20 protein-coding genes are annotated in these 20,565 nt (G+C 62.5%); 10 read left to right on the top strand and 10 right to left on the bottom strand.

Annotation, left to right across the window (positions count from 1 at the left end; genetic code table 11):
• Positions 1-684 precede the first annotated feature (684 nt).
• A complete protein-coding gene (locus tag ACFXIV_RS42990; RefSeq protein ID WP_379403519.1) occupies positions 685-2,982 on the top strand; it encodes an FdhF/YdeP family oxidoreductase in 2,298 nt (765 codons plus the stop codon).
• Positions 2,982-3,800 (top strand): formate dehydrogenase accessory sulfurtransferase FdhD, encoded by an 819-nt coding sequence (gene fdhD / locus ACFXIV_RS42985; protein ID WP_379403520.1) that lies wholly within the window; start codon positions 2,982-2,984, stop codon positions 3,798-3,800. Before ACFXIV_RS42990 ends, fdhD begins: the two co-directional genes overlap by 1 nt.
• Positions 3,801-3,999: 199 nt before the next feature.
• Here the strand turns inward: fdhD and mftD are convergent, their stop codons facing one another.
• From mftD to mftA, 7 genes are read right to left on the bottom strand one after another with little or no spacing between them, the layout of a single operon-like run.
• Positions 4,000-5,175 carry a pre-mycofactocin synthase MftD gene (gene mftD, locus ACFXIV_RS42980; protein WP_379403521.1) on the bottom strand — a complete coding sequence of 392 codons (1,176 nt, stop codon included), beginning with the start codon at positions 5,173-5,175 and terminating at the stop codon, positions 4,000-4,002.
• Between the two features lie 14 nt (positions 5,176-5,189).
• Positions 5,190-6,626 carry a mycofactocin biosynthesis glycosyltransferase MftF gene (mftF, locus tag ACFXIV_RS42975; RefSeq protein ID WP_379403522.1) on the bottom strand — a complete coding sequence of 479 codons (1,437 nt, stop codon included), beginning with the start codon at positions 6,624-6,626 and terminating at the stop codon, positions 5,190-5,192.
• Positions 6,623-7,447 (bottom strand): mycofactocin-coupled SDR family oxidoreductase, encoded by an 825-nt coding sequence (locus tag ACFXIV_RS42970; protein ID WP_379421442.1) that lies wholly within the window; start codon positions 7,445-7,447, stop codon positions 6,623-6,625. Before ACFXIV_RS42970 ends, mftF begins: the two co-directional genes overlap by 4 nt.
• Positions 7,423-8,115 (bottom strand): mycofactocin biosynthesis peptidyl-dipeptidase MftE, encoded by a 693-nt coding sequence (mftE, locus tag ACFXIV_RS42965; protein WP_379403524.1) that lies wholly within the window; start codon positions 8,113-8,115, stop codon positions 7,423-7,425. Before mftE ends, ACFXIV_RS42970 begins: the two co-directional genes overlap by 25 nt.
• Complete coding sequence (mftC, locus tag ACFXIV_RS42960) at positions 8,112-9,344, bottom strand: mycofactocin radical SAM maturase (RefSeq protein WP_379403525.1); 1,233 nt, start codon at positions 9,342-9,344, stop codon at positions 8,112-8,114. The genes mftE and mftC overlap by 4 nt, the downstream gene beginning before the upstream one ends.
• Positions 9,345-9,356: 12 nt before the next feature.
• Entirely contained in the window at positions 9,357-9,632 is a 276-nt protein-coding gene (gene mftB / locus ACFXIV_RS42955) for a mycofactocin biosynthesis chaperone MftB (RefSeq protein WP_379403526.1), read from the bottom strand.
• A 1-nt stretch (position 9,633) separates the two neighbouring features.
• On the bottom strand, positions 9,634-9,747 hold the full coding sequence (mftA, locus tag ACFXIV_RS42950) for a mycofactocin precursor MftA (protein WP_379403527.1): 114 nt from the start codon (positions 9,745-9,747) through the stop codon (positions 9,634-9,636).
• 63 nt (positions 9,748-9,810) lie between these two features.
• Between mftA and mftR the strand changes: the two genes are divergently transcribed.
• The 3 genes from mftR to ACFXIV_RS42935 all read left to right on the top strand — a co-directional run bounded on the left by mftR (position 9,811) and on the right by ACFXIV_RS42935 (position 11,751).
• A complete protein-coding gene (gene mftR, locus ACFXIV_RS42945; protein ID WP_379403528.1) occupies positions 9,811-10,455 on the top strand; it encodes a mycofactocin system transcriptional regulator in 645 nt (214 codons plus the stop codon).
• Positions 10,456-10,583: 128 nt separating this feature from the next.
• Positions 10,584-11,249: a TetR/AcrR family transcriptional regulator gene (locus ACFXIV_RS42940; RefSeq protein WP_379403529.1), complete on the top strand. Its 666-nt coding sequence runs from the start codon at positions 10,584-10,586 to the stop codon at positions 11,247-11,249.
• A 7-nt stretch (positions 11,250-11,256) separates the two neighbouring features.
• Positions 11,257-11,751 (top strand): DUF4254 domain-containing protein, encoded by a 495-nt coding sequence (locus tag ACFXIV_RS42935; protein ID WP_379403530.1) that lies wholly within the window; start codon positions 11,257-11,259, stop codon positions 11,749-11,751.
• A gap of 600 nt (positions 11,752-12,351) precedes the next feature.
• Here the strand turns inward: ACFXIV_RS42935 and ACFXIV_RS42930 are convergent.
• The 3 genes from ACFXIV_RS42930 to ACFXIV_RS42920 form a co-directional block, all read right to left on the bottom strand.
• A complete protein-coding gene (locus ACFXIV_RS42930; protein ID WP_379403531.1) occupies positions 12,352-13,125 on the bottom strand; it encodes an enoyl-CoA hydratase/isomerase family protein in 774 nt (257 codons plus the stop codon).
• A gap of 490 nt (positions 13,126-13,615) precedes the next feature.
• The gene (locus ACFXIV_RS42925) at positions 13,616-13,909 is read right to left on the bottom strand and encodes a hypothetical protein (protein WP_379403532.1); all 294 of its coding nucleotides are present in this window, start codon (positions 13,907-13,909) and stop codon (positions 13,616-13,618) included.
• 64 nt (positions 13,910-13,973) lie between these two features.
• Entirely contained in the window at positions 13,974-14,621 is a 648-nt protein-coding gene (locus ACFXIV_RS42920) for a TetR/AcrR family transcriptional regulator (protein ID WP_379403533.1), read from the bottom strand.
• Between the two features lie 621 nt (positions 14,622-15,242).
• Here ACFXIV_RS42920 and ACFXIV_RS42915 point away from each other — a divergent pair.
• The 5 genes from ACFXIV_RS42915 (at position 15,243) to ACFXIV_RS42895 (ending at position 20,159) form a co-directional block, all read left to right on the top strand.
• On the top strand, positions 15,243-16,145 hold the full coding sequence (locus ACFXIV_RS42915; protein WP_379403534.1) for an SMP-30/gluconolactonase/LRE family protein: 903 nt from the start codon (positions 15,243-15,245) through the stop codon (positions 16,143-16,145).
• Between the two features lie 235 nt (positions 16,146-16,380).
• Positions 16,381-18,768, top strand: a complete 2,388-nt coding sequence (locus ACFXIV_RS42910) for a nitrate- and nitrite sensing domain-containing protein (RefSeq protein WP_379403535.1) — start codon at positions 16,381-16,383, stop codon at positions 18,766-18,768.
• Between the two features lie 20 nt (positions 18,769-18,788).
• Complete coding sequence (locus ACFXIV_RS42905) at positions 18,789-19,217, top strand: roadblock/LC7 domain-containing protein (RefSeq protein ID WP_379403536.1); 429 nt, start codon at positions 18,789-18,791, stop codon at positions 19,215-19,217.
• A complete protein-coding gene (locus tag ACFXIV_RS42900) occupies positions 19,214-19,591 on the top strand; it encodes a DUF742 domain-containing protein (protein WP_379403537.1) in 378 nt (125 codons plus the stop codon). Before ACFXIV_RS42905 ends, ACFXIV_RS42900 begins: the two co-directional genes overlap by 4 nt.
• Positions 19,572-20,159 (top strand): ATP/GTP-binding protein, encoded by a 588-nt coding sequence (locus ACFXIV_RS42895; protein ID WP_379403538.1) that lies wholly within the window; start codon positions 19,572-19,574, stop codon positions 20,157-20,159. Before ACFXIV_RS42900 ends, ACFXIV_RS42895 begins: the two co-directional genes overlap by 20 nt.
• Positions 20,160-20,565: the final 406 nt, after the last annotated feature.

Genomic DNA, 20,565 nt, shown 5'->3' with positions numbered 1-20,565 from the left:
CGTCCGCCGAATCGCAGGGTCCGATCGACCTCGGTAACTACACATACCGGAAGCAGGACCTGCTCGGCTGGATCGGCCGTCGCGGTGGGGCGGGGTGTTGATCGACGCTGTTCTGGCTGTCGGTGTTGGCGGAGCTTCTCCAGGGCTTGTTCCGAGAGCCCGTGGCATCGCAGGACGTCTCAGGTCAGCGGCACGGCGAATCGGGTTCCGGTCCGCAGCCTGCTCTGGGACGCCTTCGGTCCGTCCTGGTCGCGCGCCAATCCAGGAGTCGAGATCGTTTACCGCGGTCGGGCCGGTTCGTGCGCCGTAGGCGTACGCAGTGGACGCCCTGCCTCTTGCCGAACGATGGAGCAGTGTATGACATGGATCATGTGCTCGATCTGAGCTTGAGAGTCGTGAAACGATCGTTCCGAAAGTAGGATCGTTAGTGAAGGCGTGTGCCGAATCGACTGCTTCAAGGATCTTTTGGAGGACCTACCGAGACGGATGCCGAGATGTATCAGGAAACGATCGTTCTCGCATCTGTTACGATCGGCCCGGAACGAGTGGATGCTCGGCAGTGTGAACACGCGACGTATCGGCTTTGGCCACAAGGTCTTCCGGCACAGTGACCGTCAACGGCAGGGGCCGGTGGCTTTCGTGAATATTTGAGTATCACTGACACCGAACGGAGTTGCCGACTCGATGGATCCTTTCGCCTACGACGAGAACGACGTCGTGGTATCGCCGGAGAAGGCGTCTGCAGCAGGTGTGCCCGCAGTCGTGGTATCGATGCGTCGCGGCATCGAACAGATGGGCGTCGTACGAACGGTGCGAACGCTGGCCGCGTTGAATCAGCGCGGCGGTTTCGATTGTCCTGGTTGCGCCTGGCCTGAGGCGCCGGGGCACCGCAAGCATGCGGAGTTCTGCGAGAACGGCGCAAAGGCGGTGGCCGAGGAAGCCACCCGGCGCACGGTGACACCGGAGTTCTTCGCTGCCCATTCCGTGCATGACCTACTCGGCCGCACAGACTATTGGCTGGGGCAACAGGGTCGTTTGACTCATCCGATGGTGTTGCGCCCGGGTGCGTCGCACTACACGCCGATCAGCTGGAGTGATGCTTACCGGCTCATCGCGGATGCGCTGCTCGAACTGGATAGTCCGCATGAAGCGGTTTTCTACACCTCCGGGCGTACCTCCAACGAGGCAGCCTTCGTCTATCAGCTGATGATCCGGGCCTTCGGCACGAACAACCTGCCAGACTGTTCGAACATGTGCCACGAATCGTCGGGCACGGCTTTGACCGACTCGATCGGAATCGGGAAGGGTTCGGTGTCGGTCGTCGACCTCGAGCATGCTGACCTCATCATCGTGGCAGGACAGAATCCTGGCACCAACCATCCGCGTATGCTGTCCACGCTCGAGAAGGCAAAGGCCAACGGCGCCAGGATCATCGCCGTGAACCCGTTACCGGAGGCAGGTCTGCTCCGGTTCAAGGATCCGCAGAAGGTGCACGGCATCGTGGGATCGGGCGTAGCCATCGCCGACACGTTTCTGCAAATCCGGATCGGCGGTGATCAAGCCCTTTTCCAGGCGCTGGGTCGGCTTGTCGTCGAGGCAGAAGATCGCAGCCCGGGCACGGTCCTCGACCGCGACTTCATCGACAGACACTGCGCGGGCTTCGACGAATATGTGGAGCACATCAGAAGGGTTGATCTCGAGGCGGTCGTGGATGCGACCGGTCTGACCTTGGACCAGATCGCCGATACCGCTTCGCAATTGGTGAACTCGCGGCGGACGGTCATCTGCTGGGCCATGGGTTTGACCCAGCAGACCCATGGCGTCGCAACCATCACCGACGCGGTCAACCTCCTGCTGCTCCGCGGGATGATCGGAAAAGCCGGTGCCGGTGTCTGCCCAGTGCGCGGGCATTCCAATGTCCAGGGTGACCGCACGATGGGGATTTGGGAGAAGATGCCCGAGTCTTTCCTCGCAGCTCTCGATGCGGAGTTCGCAATCACGTGCCCACGCGAACACGGCTACGACACGGTGGACGCGATCCGCGCTATGCGCGATGGACGTGCCCGCGTATTCATGGCCATGGGCGGTAATTTCGCAGCGGCCACCCCCGACTCGGACGCCACTGCGGCAGCGTTGCGCAAGTGTACGTTGACCGTGCAGGTGTCGACCAAGCTCAACCGCAGTCACCTCGTGCACGGCAGTACCGCACTGATCCTGCCGTCACTCGGTCGAACGGACAAGGATCTCCAGGCGGGGGTCGCGCAAGCGGTAACGGTCGAGGACTCGATGTCGGTGGTCCATCTGTCGAGGGGGAGGTTGAAACCGGCTGGGCCCCAGTTGCGCAGCGAGGTCGTGATCGTGTGCGAACTCGCCGAAACACTGTTCGGCCCGGAACATTCGGTGCCTTGGGCGCGGTTCGCGTCGAACTACGACACGATCCGCGACTCGATCGCACGGGTAGTGCCGGGCTTCACTGATTTCAACGCTCGGGTCCGCAAGCCCGACGGATTCGTGCTGCCGCACCCGCCCCGAGATGCTCGGATATTCGAAACCCGCAGCGGGAAAGCGAATTTCGCTGTGAACCCGATGAGATCCGTGCCGGTGCCTGCCGACGGGTTGATCCTGCAGACTCTCCGCAGCCACGATCAGTACAACACCACGGTGTACGGGCTCGACGACAGGTACCGGGGTGTAGCAGGCGGTCGGCGGGTTCTGTTCATCAATCCGATCGATCTGGAGCGGCTCGGCTTCGCCGACGGGGACAGGGCGGATCTCGTCTCGGAATGGACACGTGCAGACGGGGAAGTGGAACGACGCGTTGCCGAGAACTTCCGGTTGGTCACCTATCCCACCCCACCTGGAAACGCCGCAGCCTACTACCCGGAAACGAATCCACTCGTGCCACTGGACCATGTCGCCGACCGTTCCAACACACCAGTGTCCAAGGCGATTTCGATCAAGCTCGTCCGGCGGGCGGGCTGATGGGACGGGTTACGACGCGGACGCCGGTGCAAAGGGTGCGCGGTGCAGCCAAGAAGCGATACACCGACACCGTTGTAGTCGAGCAGCCGATGGAATTGCGGATGAACGGTCGGCCCGTCGCTGTCACCATGCGCACACCCGGCGCAGATTTCGAGCTTGCGCACGGATTCTTGTTGACCGAGGGAATCATCGGCGGCCGGGAGGACGTCAGCACTGTTCGATACTGCGGTGGCGCCATCGAGGAAGGGAACACCTACAACGTCGTCGACGTCACTCTTGCGGATGGGGTTCCGGTGCCCGCGCTCGGGCTCGACCGGAACTTCTACACAACATCGTCGTGTGGTGTGTGCGGGAAGGCGTCGCTGGATGCCGTCCGGCTTCGCAGCCGATATCAGGTCGATGCCGGTGAGACGAGGATGTCGGCGGCGACTCTTCAGAGGTTGCCCGAGATGTTGCGCAAGGAGCAGAAGGCGTTCGACAGCACAGGTGGTCTGCACGCCGCAGGCCTGTTCGACGTGCAGGGTGAACTTCATGTCGTGAGGGAGGACGTGGGGCGACACAATGCAGTCGACAAGGTTGTGGGGTGGGCGGTGCAGCGCGACATGTTGCCGCTGAGCCAGACGGTGCTTCTGGTAAGTGGACGTGCGTCATTCGAGCTTGTGCAAAAGGCGGTTATGAGTGGAATCGCTATGCTGGCCGCGGTATCTGCGCCGTCTTCGCTTGCGATCGAACTCGCCCAGGAGGCCGGACTGACTCTGATCGGCTTCCTTCGCGGTGATGCGATGAATGTCTACACCCACGGTCAGCGAGTCTGCTGAGCCGAGTTTCTGTCGGCACTCTCGAAGCCGCGTCAGAAGCCGATCAGTTCCCTGACTGCAGCAGCCTCCTGGAAGCCAATCACCCGCACCCACACGGCCTTTACGGGCCTGTGAGTTCGGGCGATTGGGTGTCCCGACTGCCCCCACGGGTCTGGTTCACGCCGACGCATTCACGACGACACCACCAGAGGTGCGAGGCCTACTCCGCGCCGATGGTGCGAGTAAACCCGGGCGGGATGATCACGTCCGCCGGGCAAAGTTCATGGACGCTGGAGCGGCCCAGTCCGCGCATGGCCGAATCGATGCCGCCGCGCATGATATCGAGGACGTTCTCAACGCCCGCTTGACCATTGGCCGCCAGGCCCCACAGGTACGCGCGTCCGATCATGACAGCCTTCGCGCCGAGCGCGACGGCCTTGACCACGTCGCTTCCTCGCCGTACACCTCCGTCGAGGACGACATCGAGTTGATCGCCGACAGCTGCGGCGATCGCGGGAAGCGCGCGGATGGATGCCGGGGTGCTGTCGAGGTTATTACCGCCGTGATTGGAAACGGAGATGGCGGTGATGCCGGCATCCACTGCTCGTCTGGCGTCATCGACGCGCATGACACCTTTCAGCATTATCGGGCCGCCCCATTGCTCGACGAGCCATTGCACGTCTGCCCAGGACGGCGGCGGAGTCTGCATCCATTCGCCGTAGGCGCCGAAGAAGGTTGGCGTCGGCGCGCCGGGTGTGGCCATGTTCGGCACGGTTAGGTCGGGCACGCGCAAGGTTCTGGCGTAGCTCGCGAGCCAGCGCGGGTGCGTGATGACTTCTGGCGCGAAACGCAGCATCGCGTTGAGGTTCACTCGCTCCGGAATTGTTGGGCTGCCCCAGTCTCGGCCGTGCGAGAACGACCAGTCCAGGGTGAGGATCAATCCCACCGCACCAGCTGCGCGTGCCCGTTCGATGCGTTGAACGAGCCGGTCTTTGTCCCCGGACCAGTAGACCTGCAGCAGGGTCCGCGGGTTGGCTGTGATGACCTCCTCCAACGGTTTGGTACCGAAGGAGCTCAACCCCATGATGGTGCCACGGGCGTGTGTCGCGCGGGCAACCGCGACCTCTGCGTCGGGGTGAACGGCCTGAGCTCCGACGGGCGAGATCATCACCGGCAGAGACAGAGACTGGCCCATCACCGTGGTGGAGAGATCGCGGGTTGCGGCTTGTCCGGCCACGTGGGGCGCGAAGCCGAGCTCGCCGAAGGCGGCTTGATTGTCTTGCAGGGTCAGGCCCTTCTCCGAGCCGGCAATCAAGGCTCCATAGACGGATTTGGGCAGGCGCTTTTTTGCTCGAAGTTGCGCAATGGCAACCGTTTCGAACCAGTCGTTACCCATGGTTCTCAGTCCTTTCAGTGTGTGGCGTCGGTGCCACGGGGTCTGCCTGACGGGCGGATCAGTGTTGGTCGAAGAGGAATCACCGTGCGGTGTCGCAATGAGCCCGCCCATACACCCATGCCGTATGCGATGTCGTCCGCCAGGCGGGCCGCTGTGAATCGGATGATGTCCAGCTGAGGACGGTCACGAACGAAAGCCGTCATCGGGGCAACGAGTATCAGTGCGACAGCTCTCGCCGTGTTCCTCCGACGCCTGGCTGTTGTCGCGCCAGGGGGACGCACCAAGGCGATGAGGAGAAGCGGTGCAGCGAACTGGTTGGTGTATCGGGCGATTCCGACGAGGGTCCGCCAACAAGCTTCGGCGACTATCGTGGGACCTTCATCGGTTGGCAATTGTGCTTGGCGCAGTGTGGATTTCGTGGTCAGGAAGGTCCCGATGAGCCCGACGACGGCTGCGACCGGTCGGCCGGCGAGTGCTGCGACAGAGGTCGCGGTCGGCCAGGTCGCCACGACGAGCGGAGTAATCGCTGTCGGATGACGCAGTGCAAGTGGCGCGGCGGACGTTCCGTAATGGAACCGTCTCGATAGCAGCGCCCACCACGTCTGCGGCTCCTCGTGTCGGAGGCACACAGCGGGCTCGTAGCGGATGCGGAGGCCCGCGTCGTGCAGCCGCCAGACAAGATCGACGTCCTCTCCGTAACGGAGTTGCTCATCGAAAGCTCCGATCCTCTGCAGAGCTTCGCGGCGTACAAGCAGCGCTGCGGTGGGTACGTATGAAACACGAGTACCCGGGGCCACCCGGCTTTCACGTGGACCCATGTCCAAGCTGCCGGCCGCAGCGGCATATCGCCCGGCCGTGGTGATCGAAGGTAGGGCCAAAATTCGCGGGGCAACCGCAGCCACCAAGGGGTCTGCGAGATGGTCTGCCAGCCTTTGGATCCAACCCGGTTCCGCCACGCAGTCGCTGTCGAGAAACGCGATAAGGTCGGTGTCTGCGAAAATCAGCCCGCTGTTACGCGCAGCAGCCGGTCCGCCACAGCAGGATCTGCGCACCAGCGTTGCCGAGTACATCTCGGCCAGCCGTGCGACCCCGTCTGCGTCCTGAGAGCCGTCGTCGACAACGACGATGGGGTATGCCCGGTCGAGTGCGGCCAGGCAACGTGCGACCTGTGGAAGCCGGTCGCGCACTGGAATAATGATCGTGACGGATAGCGGGGTGTCCGATGTCGGCGGACGCGGATGGGCGAGGCCACGATCGGTGAGATGGCGCGCCAGGATGGCACCCGCCGTCGAAACGACCGGCCCTGAGCGGAGCTCGTTCCACGCTGCCTGGCCGGCTACGGAAAACCGTACTATTCGGGCAGGCGACCCGCCGCGAACGGTACGTCGGTCGAGCTGACGAGTGGTTGGGTCGAGGGCGATCCGAAACCCCCGTGGGAAGGGGATATTCACAGAGAAAGCCCGCCATCTACCGGAAGGACTGCTCCGGTGATCCCGGTGCTTGCGGAGCCTGCCAGGAACAGCAGGGTGGCAGCGATCTCGTCGGGGTGCAGCAGCCGCCCGAACGGCTGTTGCACAGCGAAACTTTGGGCATCCGGCAGACCGTAGAGCCGGGCGCTCTCGGCCAGGATCGGGCTATCCGTCGACCCTGGGCTGACCGCGTTGGCGGTGATCCCCGTTCCACCCAACTCTGCGCCCAACGCGCGGATCAGTCCTGCCACACCAGCTTTGGCTGCACAGTAGGTCGCGAGCATAGGCATACCGCGGGTAGCCGCCGACGACGCGATCGCGAGAAATCGCCCTGATCGAGGTTCGGGCCGGCGCAGCAAAGCTGGAATCGACACTGCGGCAAGGGTGATTACACCGCCTAGGTCGATATCCAGCACCGCCTGCTGCTGGGATGTCGGCATCTGCCACAGCGGCACACCGCCGGCGATGACTCCGGCACATGCGATCGCGGCGTCGAGTCCGCCCCAGCGTCGTTCGGCCTCCGCCACAGCGGAGGCGAGCGCCGCGTGATCACGGACATCGGCGACATAACCCTGAACCCGGCCAGAGTCTCCTGCGCGGGAGCAATTCTCGGATACCACCCGATCGAGGTCGGCCCGCGATGCCATCGGGTAAGGCAGGTCCGGGTCGTCGGTTGCACGATCGACGGCGAGCACCGACCAGCCTTCGGTCACCAGGGCGCGAACGGTTGCTGCGCCAATTCCGCGTGCGGCACCGGTGACGAGGGCGACACGGCCGGTCATGGTGCCACCAGCGTCGGCCATGCCGCCACGGCATCCAGGAGCGCGGCGAACAAGGTGTCCAGAAGAGCCGCGCCCGCTTCGGCACTGGCATGCGTCGGGTCACCCAGCACTCCGTTTGCGCTGATCGCACCGACACCGGAAATCCGCAGAGTCGTGAGGATTTCGGCCAGCGGTCGGGTGTTGCCGCGTTCCGCGTTGTTCATTCGCACCCGATCGGGGTGCAAGCTCAACATCATCGACGTCTCGTGAAATCCCGCATGTGGATCGCCGTCCCAGAGCGGCCAGAACACGTGCACATCACGGGATTCGGATCGCAATTGCCGCGCGGCGCGGCTGATGGGTCCAGCGTTTCCGCCGTGGGCGGACACCAGCAACACGCGGTCGAAGGTGTCGGTCGCCGACCGCACCAGCTCGATCACGACCAATTCGAGCGCGGCTTGCCCGATCGACAGTGTGCCGGGAAATCCGGCATGCTCACCTGCAGAGCCGTAGGCGAGTGCAGGTGCGACGAGCACGTTCGTATGCGCGGCTGCCAGCCGATCGCACAGGGCAATAGCAAGATCGGTGTCGGTGGAGAGCGGCAAATGCGGGCCGTGCTGTTCGGTTGACCCGATGGGTATCACGAGCATGGTCGGCGACGCAGTGTTCTCGTCGACTTGTGTCCAGCTGAGGTTGGCGAGGCGGGTCATCGCGGACCGGTCTCGAGCTCGGGTGACCAGAGTCCAGCGAGCGGGTTCTCGTCACAGGAACGGTCTGGCATCGGGTGATCGGATTGCCTCCGCCCCAACGTCAATTCGACGGCGCGACCTCTGCGGTGCGAGTGGTCGCGCGAAGGGCGTGGCAACTCCGCGTCGTGCAGCGCGGACAGCGCCGCGGCACCGAACCCCTTGACGCACTCGGGGTCCGGGCCATCCAATGGCAGCCCTGTGAAGAACTTCGCGGCCATGCATCCGCCGCGGCACGCGTCGAAAGCCGAACACGTTGTGCACGCTCCGCCGTTTTGTGGGCGTCGAAGATCGGAGAACAGACTCGACTGCTGCCATACCTGCTCGAATCCGCCCGGCCCGCGGACGTTGCCGGCCAGGAAGTTGTCATGAATCGCAAACGGGCAGGCGTAGACATCACCGATCGGGTCGATGAGGCAGACCACCCGGCCCGCTCCGCACAGATTCAACCCGGGCAGCGCTTCGCCGTACCCCGCAAGGTGGAAGAACGAGTCTCCTGTCAGGACCCGTTCACCATGTCGCAGCAGCCATTCGTACAGCTCGCGCTGCTGTGCGGAGGTGGGGTGCAGATCGTTCCAGACATCGGCGCCACGGCCGGAGGGCCGCAGTCGAGTGATACGGAGCTGTGCACCGTGGTCGTCGGCGATTGCCTTGAATGCGTCCAGCTGGCCAGCGTTGTGCCGGGTGAGGACCACCGAGATCTTGAAGTCCGCAAAACCCGCGGTCGACAGATTCCGCATTGCGCGCAACGCCGTTGCGTAAGAACCGGTTCCGCGGACGGCATCATTGACCTCTGCTGTGGCACCGTCCAGTGAGATCTGTACGTCGACGTAATCGCTGGCCGCCAACCTCTGCGCCACCTCTGAGGTGATCTTGACGCCGTTGGTGGAGAACTTCACGCCGACGTGATGGGCGTTGGCGTAGTCGAGCAGCTCCCAGAAGTCGGGGCGGACCGTCGGTTCGCCACCACCGATGTTGACATAGAAGACCTGCATGCGTTCGAGTTCGTCGATCACCGACTTGCATTCGGCCGTGGTCAGCTCGCGTGGATCACGTCGGCCGGAGCTGGACAGGCAATGTATGCATGCGAGATTGCACGCGTAGGTCAGCTCCCAGGTCAGACAGATCGGTGCGGCCAGGCCGTATTGAAATTCTTCGACGAGGGACCCGGTGGGGGAGGGCGCGGAGATCATCAGGCGGGCCTTTCAGCGTGGGCGAATCATCATGGTGTTGGCCAGCGCCGTAAGTGCATTGGTATAGGAAGGCATCTGCTCGGGCGGAACCTCGGCAGCGGCGCAGGCCTCGAGCGCGCTGGGGTGCGAATCCAGCGCGCTGACAACTTCGAGCAACTTCGGGCTCTTCAAAAACGACAGGCGGCGGGTGCCGAAGTGGTACATCAGCGCACCGAACCGTTCTGGCCGCACGGACACCTGGGGGTGCAACCCCCAAGCGCGCTCCGGATCGAATCCGGCGTCGGTCACGTCAGTAGACACCGCACATCCCGTCGATCGAGACGTCCTCGACCAGGACGTCCTCGACGATCAGGTCTTCGGTCTGCTCGTTTGAAGCGGTCGGGGCAGGTGTGAAGCGGATCATGCGAACTCCTCATGTAGTTTTGGTACGCTGTGTCTCTTTAATCTCTTGGAGAGATTATCGTCAGTGCGTGACGGAATCAAGGCCCGACTGGAAGTGGGGACGCCAGTGTCAAATCTCGAGCCGGCAACCATGCCGTCGCGTCGGGGTCGTCCGCCGGGAACCAGTGCTCGCAAGATCGAACAGATCGCGTTGGCCCTGTTCGGCGAGCAAGGCTTCGACGAGACGACGGTCGAGCAGATCGCATCCGTGGCCGGCGTGAGCAGTCGGACGTTCTTTCGCTACTTCGACTCCAAGGCTGAAGTGCTGTGGTTTCAGTTCGATGCCGAGGTGCGGCGTTTGCAGCTGGCCTTCCTGGCCTTGCCTGCACAGATTGGGCTCATGGATGGTATTCGGCGAGTCGTTGTAGAGGTCAATCAGTACCGAGCAGAAGACCTGCCGGAGCTTCGTGCGCGGATGCATCTCATCGCGACCGTGCCTGCGCTGCAGGCCAGTTCGGCGCCGCATTACGACGCGTGGGGGCGAGCTGTCAGCGACTTCGCGGCCGGACGACTCGGGGGGCCTCCCAATTCCCTGTACGCACTAGCAGTGGGTCGTGCCACCTTGGCCACGTGCCGAGCGGCTTTCGATTGCTGGGTGGCGTGTGCCGACGGTGATCTCACCGCATATCTCGATCAGGCTCTGGTGGGGCTGGCGCGTGGGTTCGCATGACGGAGTGACGCTGATCGCTCGTCTGGGCCACGCTCGACAGCTGAACCGACCTGCGCTAATATTGAGATTCAATATCTCGTTATGTGGATGCTCGGTGGAGCCTCTTCCGAAGGGATTGGAGGGCCGAAATGACTGACCTCGTCGACGGGATGGCGCTCCATATGAGGAGTCAGTCGCAGCGGAGGCGCGATGTGCTGGCGGCGCGCGCCGCGCGGCGATCTCAGCTACAGGCTGCGGCGAGCGAGATATTCGTGCTTCGGGGCTATCATGGCGCCTGCATGGAGGAGATCGCGTCGCGTGCGGGTATCAGCAAACCCATTCTGTATCAGCATTTCTCGGGCAAGTTGGAGCTGTACCTGGCAGTGCTGAGTAGTCATGCTGACGCGCTGGTTTCAGAGGTACTGGGGGCGTTGCATTCAACCAGCGACAACTACCAGCGCGTGCGTGCGGCCGTACAGGCATACTTCGACTTCGTAGACAACGAGACCGAGGGCTTTCGGCTCGTGTTCGAATCCGATGTCATGAGCGAGCCGTCGGTGCAGAGAATCGTGGATCGAACCAACGACGCCTGCGTGGACGCCATCGTCGAATTCATTACCAAGGCTGCTCGGCTCGAGCCCAACAAAGCTCGTGCGCTGGCGGTTGGACTGGTCGGGGCCAGCCAGGCGACTGCGCGCTATTGGTTGGACGCTGACCGTCCCGTATCGAAGTGTGACGCGGTCGAGGCGAGCGTCGCCCTATGTTGGGGCGGCTTGTCCGGCCTTCCCCTTCAGACGACGGATCCCTCGAGGTGATGTCACGATGTGGTGTGCGGACTCGGAAGCTGGTTCGACAAGCCGCGCGGTTGAAGATCGACGGCTCGAGCCACTGCTCGATCCCGGGCAGCTGTTGTGCGCGATCCGTGGCGAACAAGTTGTCGACCATCCTCTCACGGAATGGGTCACCGACCTCGTCGCCGTCCATAAGCGGTTGGCGACCGCAGATGCCGGCGAGATATCCGAAATCGACCGACGCCGTGCGGATGTCGTCTACTCCATCGATCTGTGGATCGAGCGGTGCGTGCCTCAGCACCGCCGAGGCACCGCAATGCATACCGAAACACTCGGCACCGTGATCGACCGCATCGTGGCCGGTCACATCCATGCTGTTCAGGTTCTGATGACACTCGACATCAAACGGGACCCACGTGTACACGCGGCTTGGCATCGACTTGCCGAACTCGTCGGAGGGTACAGCGATCTGGCATTCGAGGTCGTGCTGGGGCGGCGACGACTGCCGGCACCGTCGACCGCATGACCGGCTATTAACCGAGACCGGGCTACGTTTGGCATCCGGGGGCGAACTTGGAGCCGACATCATTGTGACCGCAACGGGTTTGGACCTGCTGATGATGGGCGGCATCGAGTTGGTTGTCGACGGTGCGCCGATCGCGGTACCGATACGGCTGGCTTACAAGCGATGATGTTGTCGGGCGTACCGAACCTCGCCTGCGTCATCGGATTACGTCCACACCCCGTGGACTTCGAAGGCAGAGTTGGTGTGGAACTTCGTGATTCGCCTTCTGCGCAATATGGAAGCACACGATTTCGGTTGTGCTGGACCGGTCGCCGATTCGTCGCTGGGCACCGTCTCGTTCGTCGCCAACTTGACTCCCGGCTATATGCTGCGGGCAGGCGGCAGATTCCCCCGCCAGGGCGACCGCAAACCGTGGCGGGTGCGGTTGAACTACTTGCGGGATCTTCCCTCGTTCCGTTACGCCCGGATCGATGACAGCGTCCTCCGCTTCGCTAGGCGAGGGGGCCGCGCGTAGGGGCATCGAGTCTGAACGACTCGACTGCCGGAGGTTGTCGACTTCGCAAGGGTGCTGACAACCTGGGGCAATCCGTCCGCATCAGATCATTGAGCCGTTGGTCGGCGTTTGTCGGCGAAGGCACGGCGAGCTTCCTTGTATTCGGGGCTACGCTGGGCAATCCCTTGCGCCACGGCCTCGGCGGCCAGTTGGTCGGGCAGGTCTTCCATGAAGCTTCGACGAAGAAGGCGTCTGGTCGTTGAGACCGACGAGCCGAAATCGGCCAGTGACCTGGCGATCTCGACTGCGTTCTTCACCACCTGGTCTGTGGGCACAATAGAGTTGACCAATCCGATATCGCATGCTTCCGGTGCCGGCAAACGGCGTCCCAGCAGGGCGAGTTCGGTCGCTCGACCCAGACCCACGATTCTGGGCAATAGCCAGGTGGCGCCGGCATCCGGCACCAGGCCGACCGAGACGAACGCCAGTTGAAATGACGCCGTATCAGCAGCGACGCGGAGGTCGCAGGCGCAGGCGAGGGAAACCGCCGCGCCGACAGCGACGCCGTTGACCGCGGCCACCATGGGGGTCACCATGTCTTGAATTTCAAGGATCAGCGGGTTGTAGAGTTCGCGGACCACCTGTTCTGCATCGCTTGGGGCCCCGCGGAGATCTGCTCCGGCCGAGAAGGCTCGCCCTGCACCGGTCAGAACGATCGCGCGCACCGACTGGTCGTTATCCAAGTCTGTAAGGGTTCTGCGCAGGCGGCGCAAAAGGGTGTGGCTCAACGCGTTCAGTCGTTCGGGGCGGTTGAGAGTAACTACCGCAACTTGCCCGTCGCGCCTCACGAGTAGGTCGGGTTCCGGTGTGCTATCAGGCATCTCGGCTCCTTCGAGTGTGGTGTTGGGTGAGGACTGGACGTCGATCGCCAATGGCTGGATGCCGATGCAGTGAGCGAAGCTCAGGCTTTCGCGCGGTCACGCTGGCCAATGAGAACGATCGCTAACAGTGTATCTGCATTGGTGTCTTGCGTCTATATTGGGCCTGACCAGTGCAAATTGTCTCAGGAAGGAAGCCCAGTCGTGAACGAGCGATCACATCAGTGGCAATCGTTCGCGGTAGATGGGTGCTAGGCGTAGTGCTTGGGCGCGGTGCGTTGCGGCCGGATGGTGGCGCTCTCGGGGGATGCAGATTTGCCCGATCGCCCAGGACTACGTCGGCGTGGTCGTGGTCGGAGTCCCACGGAATTGACAGGGCGAGACGGTCATGGAGCTGTTCGTAACAACAGACCGGTGGCCACGGTCATGGAAGCTGCAGCTTCTGTGCACAATTTCGTCGGTGGTGGCCGGTCAGGCACTATCCGCCGGTTGTTCAGATGATGCCGTTACTGGCAGCAGCCTCGAGAAACTCGCTCACACATGTCGTGAACACATCGTTGTCATCGCCGGCAACCATGTGCCCAGCGTCGGCGACAGACGCGTGTTGGGCATGGGGCAGACCGGAGTAGGGCCGGGTCCCAGTGCCGGCACCACCGTCCGTTGACACCTGCCGAACATTCTTCAACAGGCCCTTATGACTGGTGCAGCTGGGGCGATGAGGGTTGTACCGGTGAATGGCCTCAGCGACCTGATCAAGTGACTCGAAGCCATCCGGTGACTCGGACATGAAGTCGATGATCCGATTTATCCCACCAGCGCGACGGGCTCGGCTGCAGCCGAAGCGATTGCGGCTAGATCCTCGACTGTTCCTGCGAGGACTGTTGTGTGCCTACTCGGCGGCCGTCACCCTGAGCGTGCAGGCTGTCCGCCGGGTGTTCTTGCCCTGCTGGCTGCGCCAACCCATCGAGTGCAGCAAACGCGAGGTTGAACAGCAGTGATTGCAGGTAGGGCATTCGCTTCGCACCCTGGGGGCGCGTGGTGTCGGACGTGATCAGTGCATGCATCGCGCGGACAGTTGATACGAGTTCTTCTTTCGAGTGCCCGGGATAGCACTGATCGAGGGCATTGATCCACCGTTCTGTGTAGTGTCGTTGCCGCCGTTGCAGGTTGCGTTGGTGCACTGAAGCCAACGTGCTCTGCTCTCGCGCCCAGATTGTGGCCAGAGCCTGGTGGCTGATCGCGAATTCCACGTGTGCGCGGATGAGGCGAACCAACTCCTCACGCGGATCGCTGAGAGGCTCACCGACGAGGCGCAAGAGTGCGTCGATCGCTTGGTCGAACAGCACAGCAAGAATCTCGTCCTTGTTGGCGAAATGCCGGTAGATCGCAGAGCCGGTAACCCCTGCCTCCTTGCCGATGGCGTCGACGCCGACGCCATCGAAACTGCGCTCGGCGAAGAGTTTTTCGGCCGCCTGAAGGATCTGCTGCTCGCGATTCACCCCGTCATTATATGGGTCTGGTCGTTCACGCTGTGTAACTGCTCATGCCAGGACCGAGTGCGAGACTGCTGGCAGAGGTGCGGTTCGAGCGCCGATGCTGTTGGCGAGAAGTCGTGAACGACCGTTCTCGGCGGCAGGCCTGACTCGGGTAAGGCGATGGCGTTCGGGGGTGGCCGAAGCGACGGCTGCCGAAGCGGGGCGCAATCCCAGCGTCGATTTGGGGCGCTGGGCAGTGTCGTGGTGCGGCCGAAGGTCCACCTAATCTGAGATGGCTGGGTCGGATAACCGTCGGCGCTCCATGCGGCCAGGTTTGCCGTCGGTCCACCGGGAGAGGATCGGCGGGACAGCCCAGGGCGACTAGCTGGGCGTCGAGCAAGTCGCCGCCCCGAGGGAGGCGTCCTGCGGTTCTGTTGAAACTCTGGACAGTGTGACGGTCGTCGCATACGATTTATGAGACCGTCGAGACAAAAATACATCGTCTGGGACGGTCGTAATGTTCAACCCGATGTCGAGAATGAGGGTCCCGCTATGTCTGCTGGACACGACAGAGGTGGAAACGACTTCGAGTACCGGTGGCGTTTCGGCACCTCGGTCCTTACGAACAGGTCAAAGGAGACATAGATGACCGACTACACGCTTCAAACGCTCGCTGCCGGCGGCGCCTACTTCGAAGGGCCGAGGTGGCACGAGGGTCTCTGGTGGGTGTCCGACCTGTATCGAAAGGGTGTGTACACCTATAGCCCTGAGGGCAAGGAAGAGCTGATCGTAGGGCTCGAACATCAGCCGTCGGGCTTGGGTTTCTTGCCGGATGGGAGCCTCCTGTTCGTCAGTCAGGAAGACCACATCGTCTACCGGCGAGACGTGGGCGGAACAGTCAGTGTCCATGCGGACGTTAGTGAACACTGCGTCGGGGACCTCAACGAGCTGGTTGTCGATCGGAAGGGCAATGCCTACGCGGGCTTCTTCGGCTTCGACCCATTCGCAGGGGAGGCGCCCAAAACCGCAGGCATCATCCTCATCCGGCCGGACGGCAGCCATGCCCTGGTCGCGAAAGATCTGATCTTTCCCAACGGGACGGTGATCAGTGCTGACGGCCGGACACTGATTGTCGGTGAAGGTCTTGCCGGTCGCTACACGGCCTTCACGATCGAAGACGACGGTAGTCTTGCGGACCGCAGGACTTGGGCGAAGCTGTCCGCCGATCCTGATCTGAGTACTTTCGAATCATTGCTGGGTAGCATCGACATCATTCTTGATGGCTGCTGTCTCGACGCTGAAGGTGCAATCTGGGCCGCGGACCCGAAGAACGCCCGCGTGGTGCGAATCCGCCAAGGCGGTGAGATCGTCGATGCGGTCCACGCGCCCGAAGGACAGAACATCTTCGCCTGCATGCTCGGCGGCGAGGATGGCCGGACGCTGTTGCTGTGCATGGCGCCGGGTTTGGTCGATAACGACCGGCTCGGGGGGTTGGCAGCGACGCTGCAGACGGTTCGAGTCGAGGTCCCGCACGCCGGATTGCCGTGATAAGGCGATCAGGTTCGTGTGGTAGCTGACGCGGAGGCCGGCTTCGGGAGTCGGCCTCCGGTTCACACACCCTGTCCAGGCGATCCTCCACGCTAGCGGTTGCAGCTACGGCAAACGCGCGTTGACGCCTGCGAAGTCTGCCTTCATATTTGAGACGACTTAGCTTAAAAAGCGAGATTATGTCGGCCTCACCTGGATACTCTGACCCGAAGCGGGTCGCATCGGAAGGAGTAACGTGACTCGCTGGCACAGGCGCTCGCCAGTGCTGGTCGGCCGCATCGTGGGGCGTCCGGGCTCGATCCGGACACGCGTGCTGGCGATCGCCCTCATCCCTAATGTGGTTCTATTGATCACCGCTGCGACCTTCGTCGCATTGCTGGTACGTGACGGCTACTCGGCCCGGGACTGGTCCAATTACCTACGTCTGCAATTGGATCCGGTGGTGACTTTTGTTTCTGCGGTGCAATCGGAGCGAACGGCCACGCTACGGAATCTAGGCGACGAGAACCGTCCTGCGGCGGACTTGGTTCCGCAACGGGATAAGACGGACACCGCCCTGCGCAGTATTGCCGAGATCGGTGCGGTGGCGAAGGAGATCAATCCCGACGCGCTGGAGAAATCATTCCCGGTATTCAACGCACTTGCTGCGCGGATACCGATAGTACGGTCGGATGTTGACCTCCACAAGGTTACAGCCGCGGAGGTAGACAAGTTCTACAGCGACCTGGCGGGCATCGTGGTCACCGGAATGGACAGTTCGGCCCGGGCGACGTCGGATCACACGACGGCACTGGAGGAGATGACCGTCGCGGGGCTCCTGCGTCTATCCGAGTTGCACTCGCGTTCGGTCGGATTTGCCGTCGGCGAGCTGGGTGGCGGAGGAGTCTCTGATTCTACCGAGCGGCTGGCCTTGAGCCGGCTGGTCGGCGGCTACCGAAATCAGCTCGACGGACTGCTGCCGGCACTGACCAGTGACGAGAGGTCCCGGGCCGACAAGCTTGTCAGCAGTGCCGATTGGAGTGTTGCAACAACAGCTGAGGACAGTCTCGGCGAACAAGGTAGCCTGGCGGTCTCGCTGCAACAGTGGATGTCGGCTGAGGACAAGGTCGGCGCGGAACTGAACGGACTGATGGCCGACCATTTTCGTCACGCTGAGGCGGTATCGGTCGCAGCCGCCGACAGCCTGTTGACCCGAGCAGCAATTGCCGGGATTGTTGCGCTGGGGCTGGCGATGGCAGCTTCGCTGGTTGCTGTTCGTTTGGCGAACGTGCTCGTGAGACGCCTCCTCGCGTTGCGTGCCAAAACATTGGAGCTCGCGGACAAGACTCTGCCGTCGATGGTGGAGAGGCTTCACGATGGGCTTCCCGTCGATCTCGACTCCGACTTGGTGACCGTCGACGACGGAGCGGACGAGATCGGTCAAGTAGCGGATGCGTTCAAGATGGCGCAGCGGACGGCGTTTGCCGCGGCTGCGGGGGAAGCCAAGACTCGTGCCGGAATCAACAAAGTGTTCATGAACATCGCTCGCCGAAGTCAGGTCGTGGTGCACCAGCAACTCGCGGTCCTCGATCGAGCCGAGGCCAACCAGGATGATCCCGAACACCTCCAGTTGTTGTTCGAGCTCGACCATCTGACAACCCGGGCTCGTCGTAATGCCGAGAATCTGTTGATCCTCGGCGGCGGACAGCCCGGCCGCAGGTGGCGCACGTCGATCGGTCTCGAGGAGATCGTGCGGAGTGCGATCTCCGAAACCCGGGACTATTCGAGGGCCAGCGCCCTGCGCATACCCGAAGTTCGGATAGTGGGTAGTGCGGTGGCCGATGTGATTCACCTACTTGCTGAATTGGTCGATAACGCGGCCGCGTTCTCGCCACCTGACGCTCCCATCTCCGTCCGTGGAAACCTGGTTGGTAGGGGAGTCGTGGTCGAAGTGGAGGACCAGGGGCTCGGTATTCGGTTCGAGGAGCGCGAGCGGCTGAACGAAGTGCTGCGCAATCCACCCGACTTCCAGGCGATGGCGCTTTCCGGGCATCAACATATGGGTCTGTTCGTGATCGGCCAACTAGCGCGCCGGCATGGTATCGCCGTGAGTCTCGTGGAATCTGCCTACGGCGGCATCAAAGCCATAGCCTTGCTCCCAGACCAGATTCTGGACCACGGCAAAGGCTCTCGCACTGCCGGCGGGGCCGACAATGCGACCCAATCCGGTAGCGGGGATCGAAGTATCAAGGGTATCGACGAAGCTGTCGTCGGCCTCATGGTGAACACGCCGTTGAACAGCTACTTCACACTTCCACCAGAGCTGGAAGCGAGGCCTTCCACGAGCGAATTCTCGCAGATCGTGGAGGACGCTGCTGGAGGCATCGGGCTGGTTCCCACATCGGCTGGGCCAGAATCCCAAGCGGTTGGGCGCAGCAAGGCGCCGCTACCCAAGCGACGCCGTCTGGCTCACCTGGTGCCGCAATTACAAACGAGCGGCGCCGCATCCGACGAAGTAGCACCGCGACACTCGCGTGGTCAACGCAGCGCCGACGAGGCACGCAGTGCGATGTCTTCCTTTCAAAAGGGCACGCGTGAGGGTCGTGGATTGCCTGGTCGGCACAGCGGATCGAAGAAGGATTGACGAGAGATGTGGGAGATCAAATGCAGGTGACGTCTGGCACGAATGGGGTCGGTTGGTTGCTCGTCGACTTGGTCAATCGCTTGCCCGGCGCTGAGGAAGCGGTTGTGCTGTCTGCCGATGGTCTGGTGGTGGCGAGGTCGCAAGGGTTGACCCGCGAGGACGCGGAGCATCTGGCGGCGATGGCATCCGCGTTGGGCAGCCTGGCCCGCGGTGTGGGTCAACACTTCCGCAAGGGCGCGGTTCAGCAGTCGGTGGTGGAACTCGAAAGCGGCTATCTCGTCGTGACCGAAGCGGGGGAGGGAGCGTGCCTCGCGTTGCTGACGTCAGCCAATGTCGACCTGGGCCTGGTTGCCTACGAGATGAACGTGATCGTCAAGCAAGTTGGTGACAGCCTGTCAGCGAGCCCGCGGGTACCGTCCGGCGGTAGCGGTTCCCGTTACACGACATGAACTTCGAAGAGGGCACCGACTGGTTCGACGATGAACCCGGACCACTGGTACGTCCTTTCGCGGTTACGCGCGGGCGCGCCGGCGGTGATCTGCACAACCTCGACATGATCACCCTCGTTGTGGCGATCGTTCCTGAAACCGCCGCCGCGACCTTGGACCGAGAATATGGAGAGATACTCCGCATGTGCCAGGCCAGGCCATTGTCGATCGCTGAAATCGCAGCCGAACTCAATCTACTGATCGCGGCGGTCAAGGTGCTTGTCAGCGATCTGATCAATTCAGGTCATGTCATATTCAGATCGCCACGGCACACGTCTGACAGTCCGAACCTCCAATTGCTCAAGGCGGTGCTCGATGGTGTTCGGAACATCTAACGCCGCCGGAGAGCCGGATCTCGAGGCAGTCAAGATACTGATAGCCGGCGGATTCGGCGTTGGTAAGACGACCTTTGTCGGTTCGGTAAGCGAAATACAGCCGCTGCGCACCGAAGAACGGCTATCGGACATCGGTATGGCAGTCGATGATCTGACCGGTGTCGAGTCCAAGACAACGACCACAGTTGCACTTGATTTCGGCAGGATTACGGTCTCGCCGGCCGTAGTTGTGTATCTCTTCGGCACACCCGGGCAGGACCGCTTCTGGTTCATGTGGCAGGAATTGTCGGTCGGCGCGCTCGGTGCCGTGGTCCTGGCTGATACTCGTCGACTCGACGACTGTTTCGGCGCTGTGGACTTCTTCGAGTCACGCGGAATACCCTTTGTGATCGGCGTGAACTGTTTCGACGGTGCGGACAGCTATGACGATCAGGAAATACGAGCCGCGCTCGATATTCCTGCTGATATCCCGATCCAGCTCTGTGACGCTCGTGATCGCAACTCGGCCAAGCTCGTCCTTGTCCGGCTGGTTGAGCATTTGATGGCCTCCGCGGTCGGCGGGCGCTGACAATAAGGGGTCTGTGCTGTGCCGGCCTAGGTTTTTGTCGAACTGGGGTGAGGGCGGTCCGTTCGGGCCGCCCTCACTCGTGTCGTATCCACTGATTGATTGCGGCGATATGGATCGTGGCCTTTATGTGGTTGCGGTGCAGCCAGTCTCGGTCGGCGCGGCTGGAATACGCATTGTCGACCTCGCCACCACTGCGCTGGTCACGAGGTCTCCGGTAGAACTCCGGGTTTTTCTTGGTCGTTGAACCACCTACCCGAGACCTCACCCATACACCAACGCAGACAACAGGTTTCATCAAACGAGTCGAGGGGGGGGGGCCCGCCCCCGGGGCCCCCCCCCCCCCCCAACAAACCCCAAACAAACAGGGGGGGGGTGGGGTTTTGGCGGGGAAGCCCCCACCCCCGGC

The organism is Nocardia sp. NPDC059236 (genome assembly GCF_042754085.1).
In the GTDB taxonomy this organism is placed as follows: domain Bacteria; phylum Actinomycetota; class Actinomycetes; order Mycobacteriales; family Mycobacteriaceae; genus Nocardia.
The sequence above is the reverse complement of the archived record's forward strand: the minus strand, read 5'-3'. Positions and strand labels throughout refer to the sequence as shown.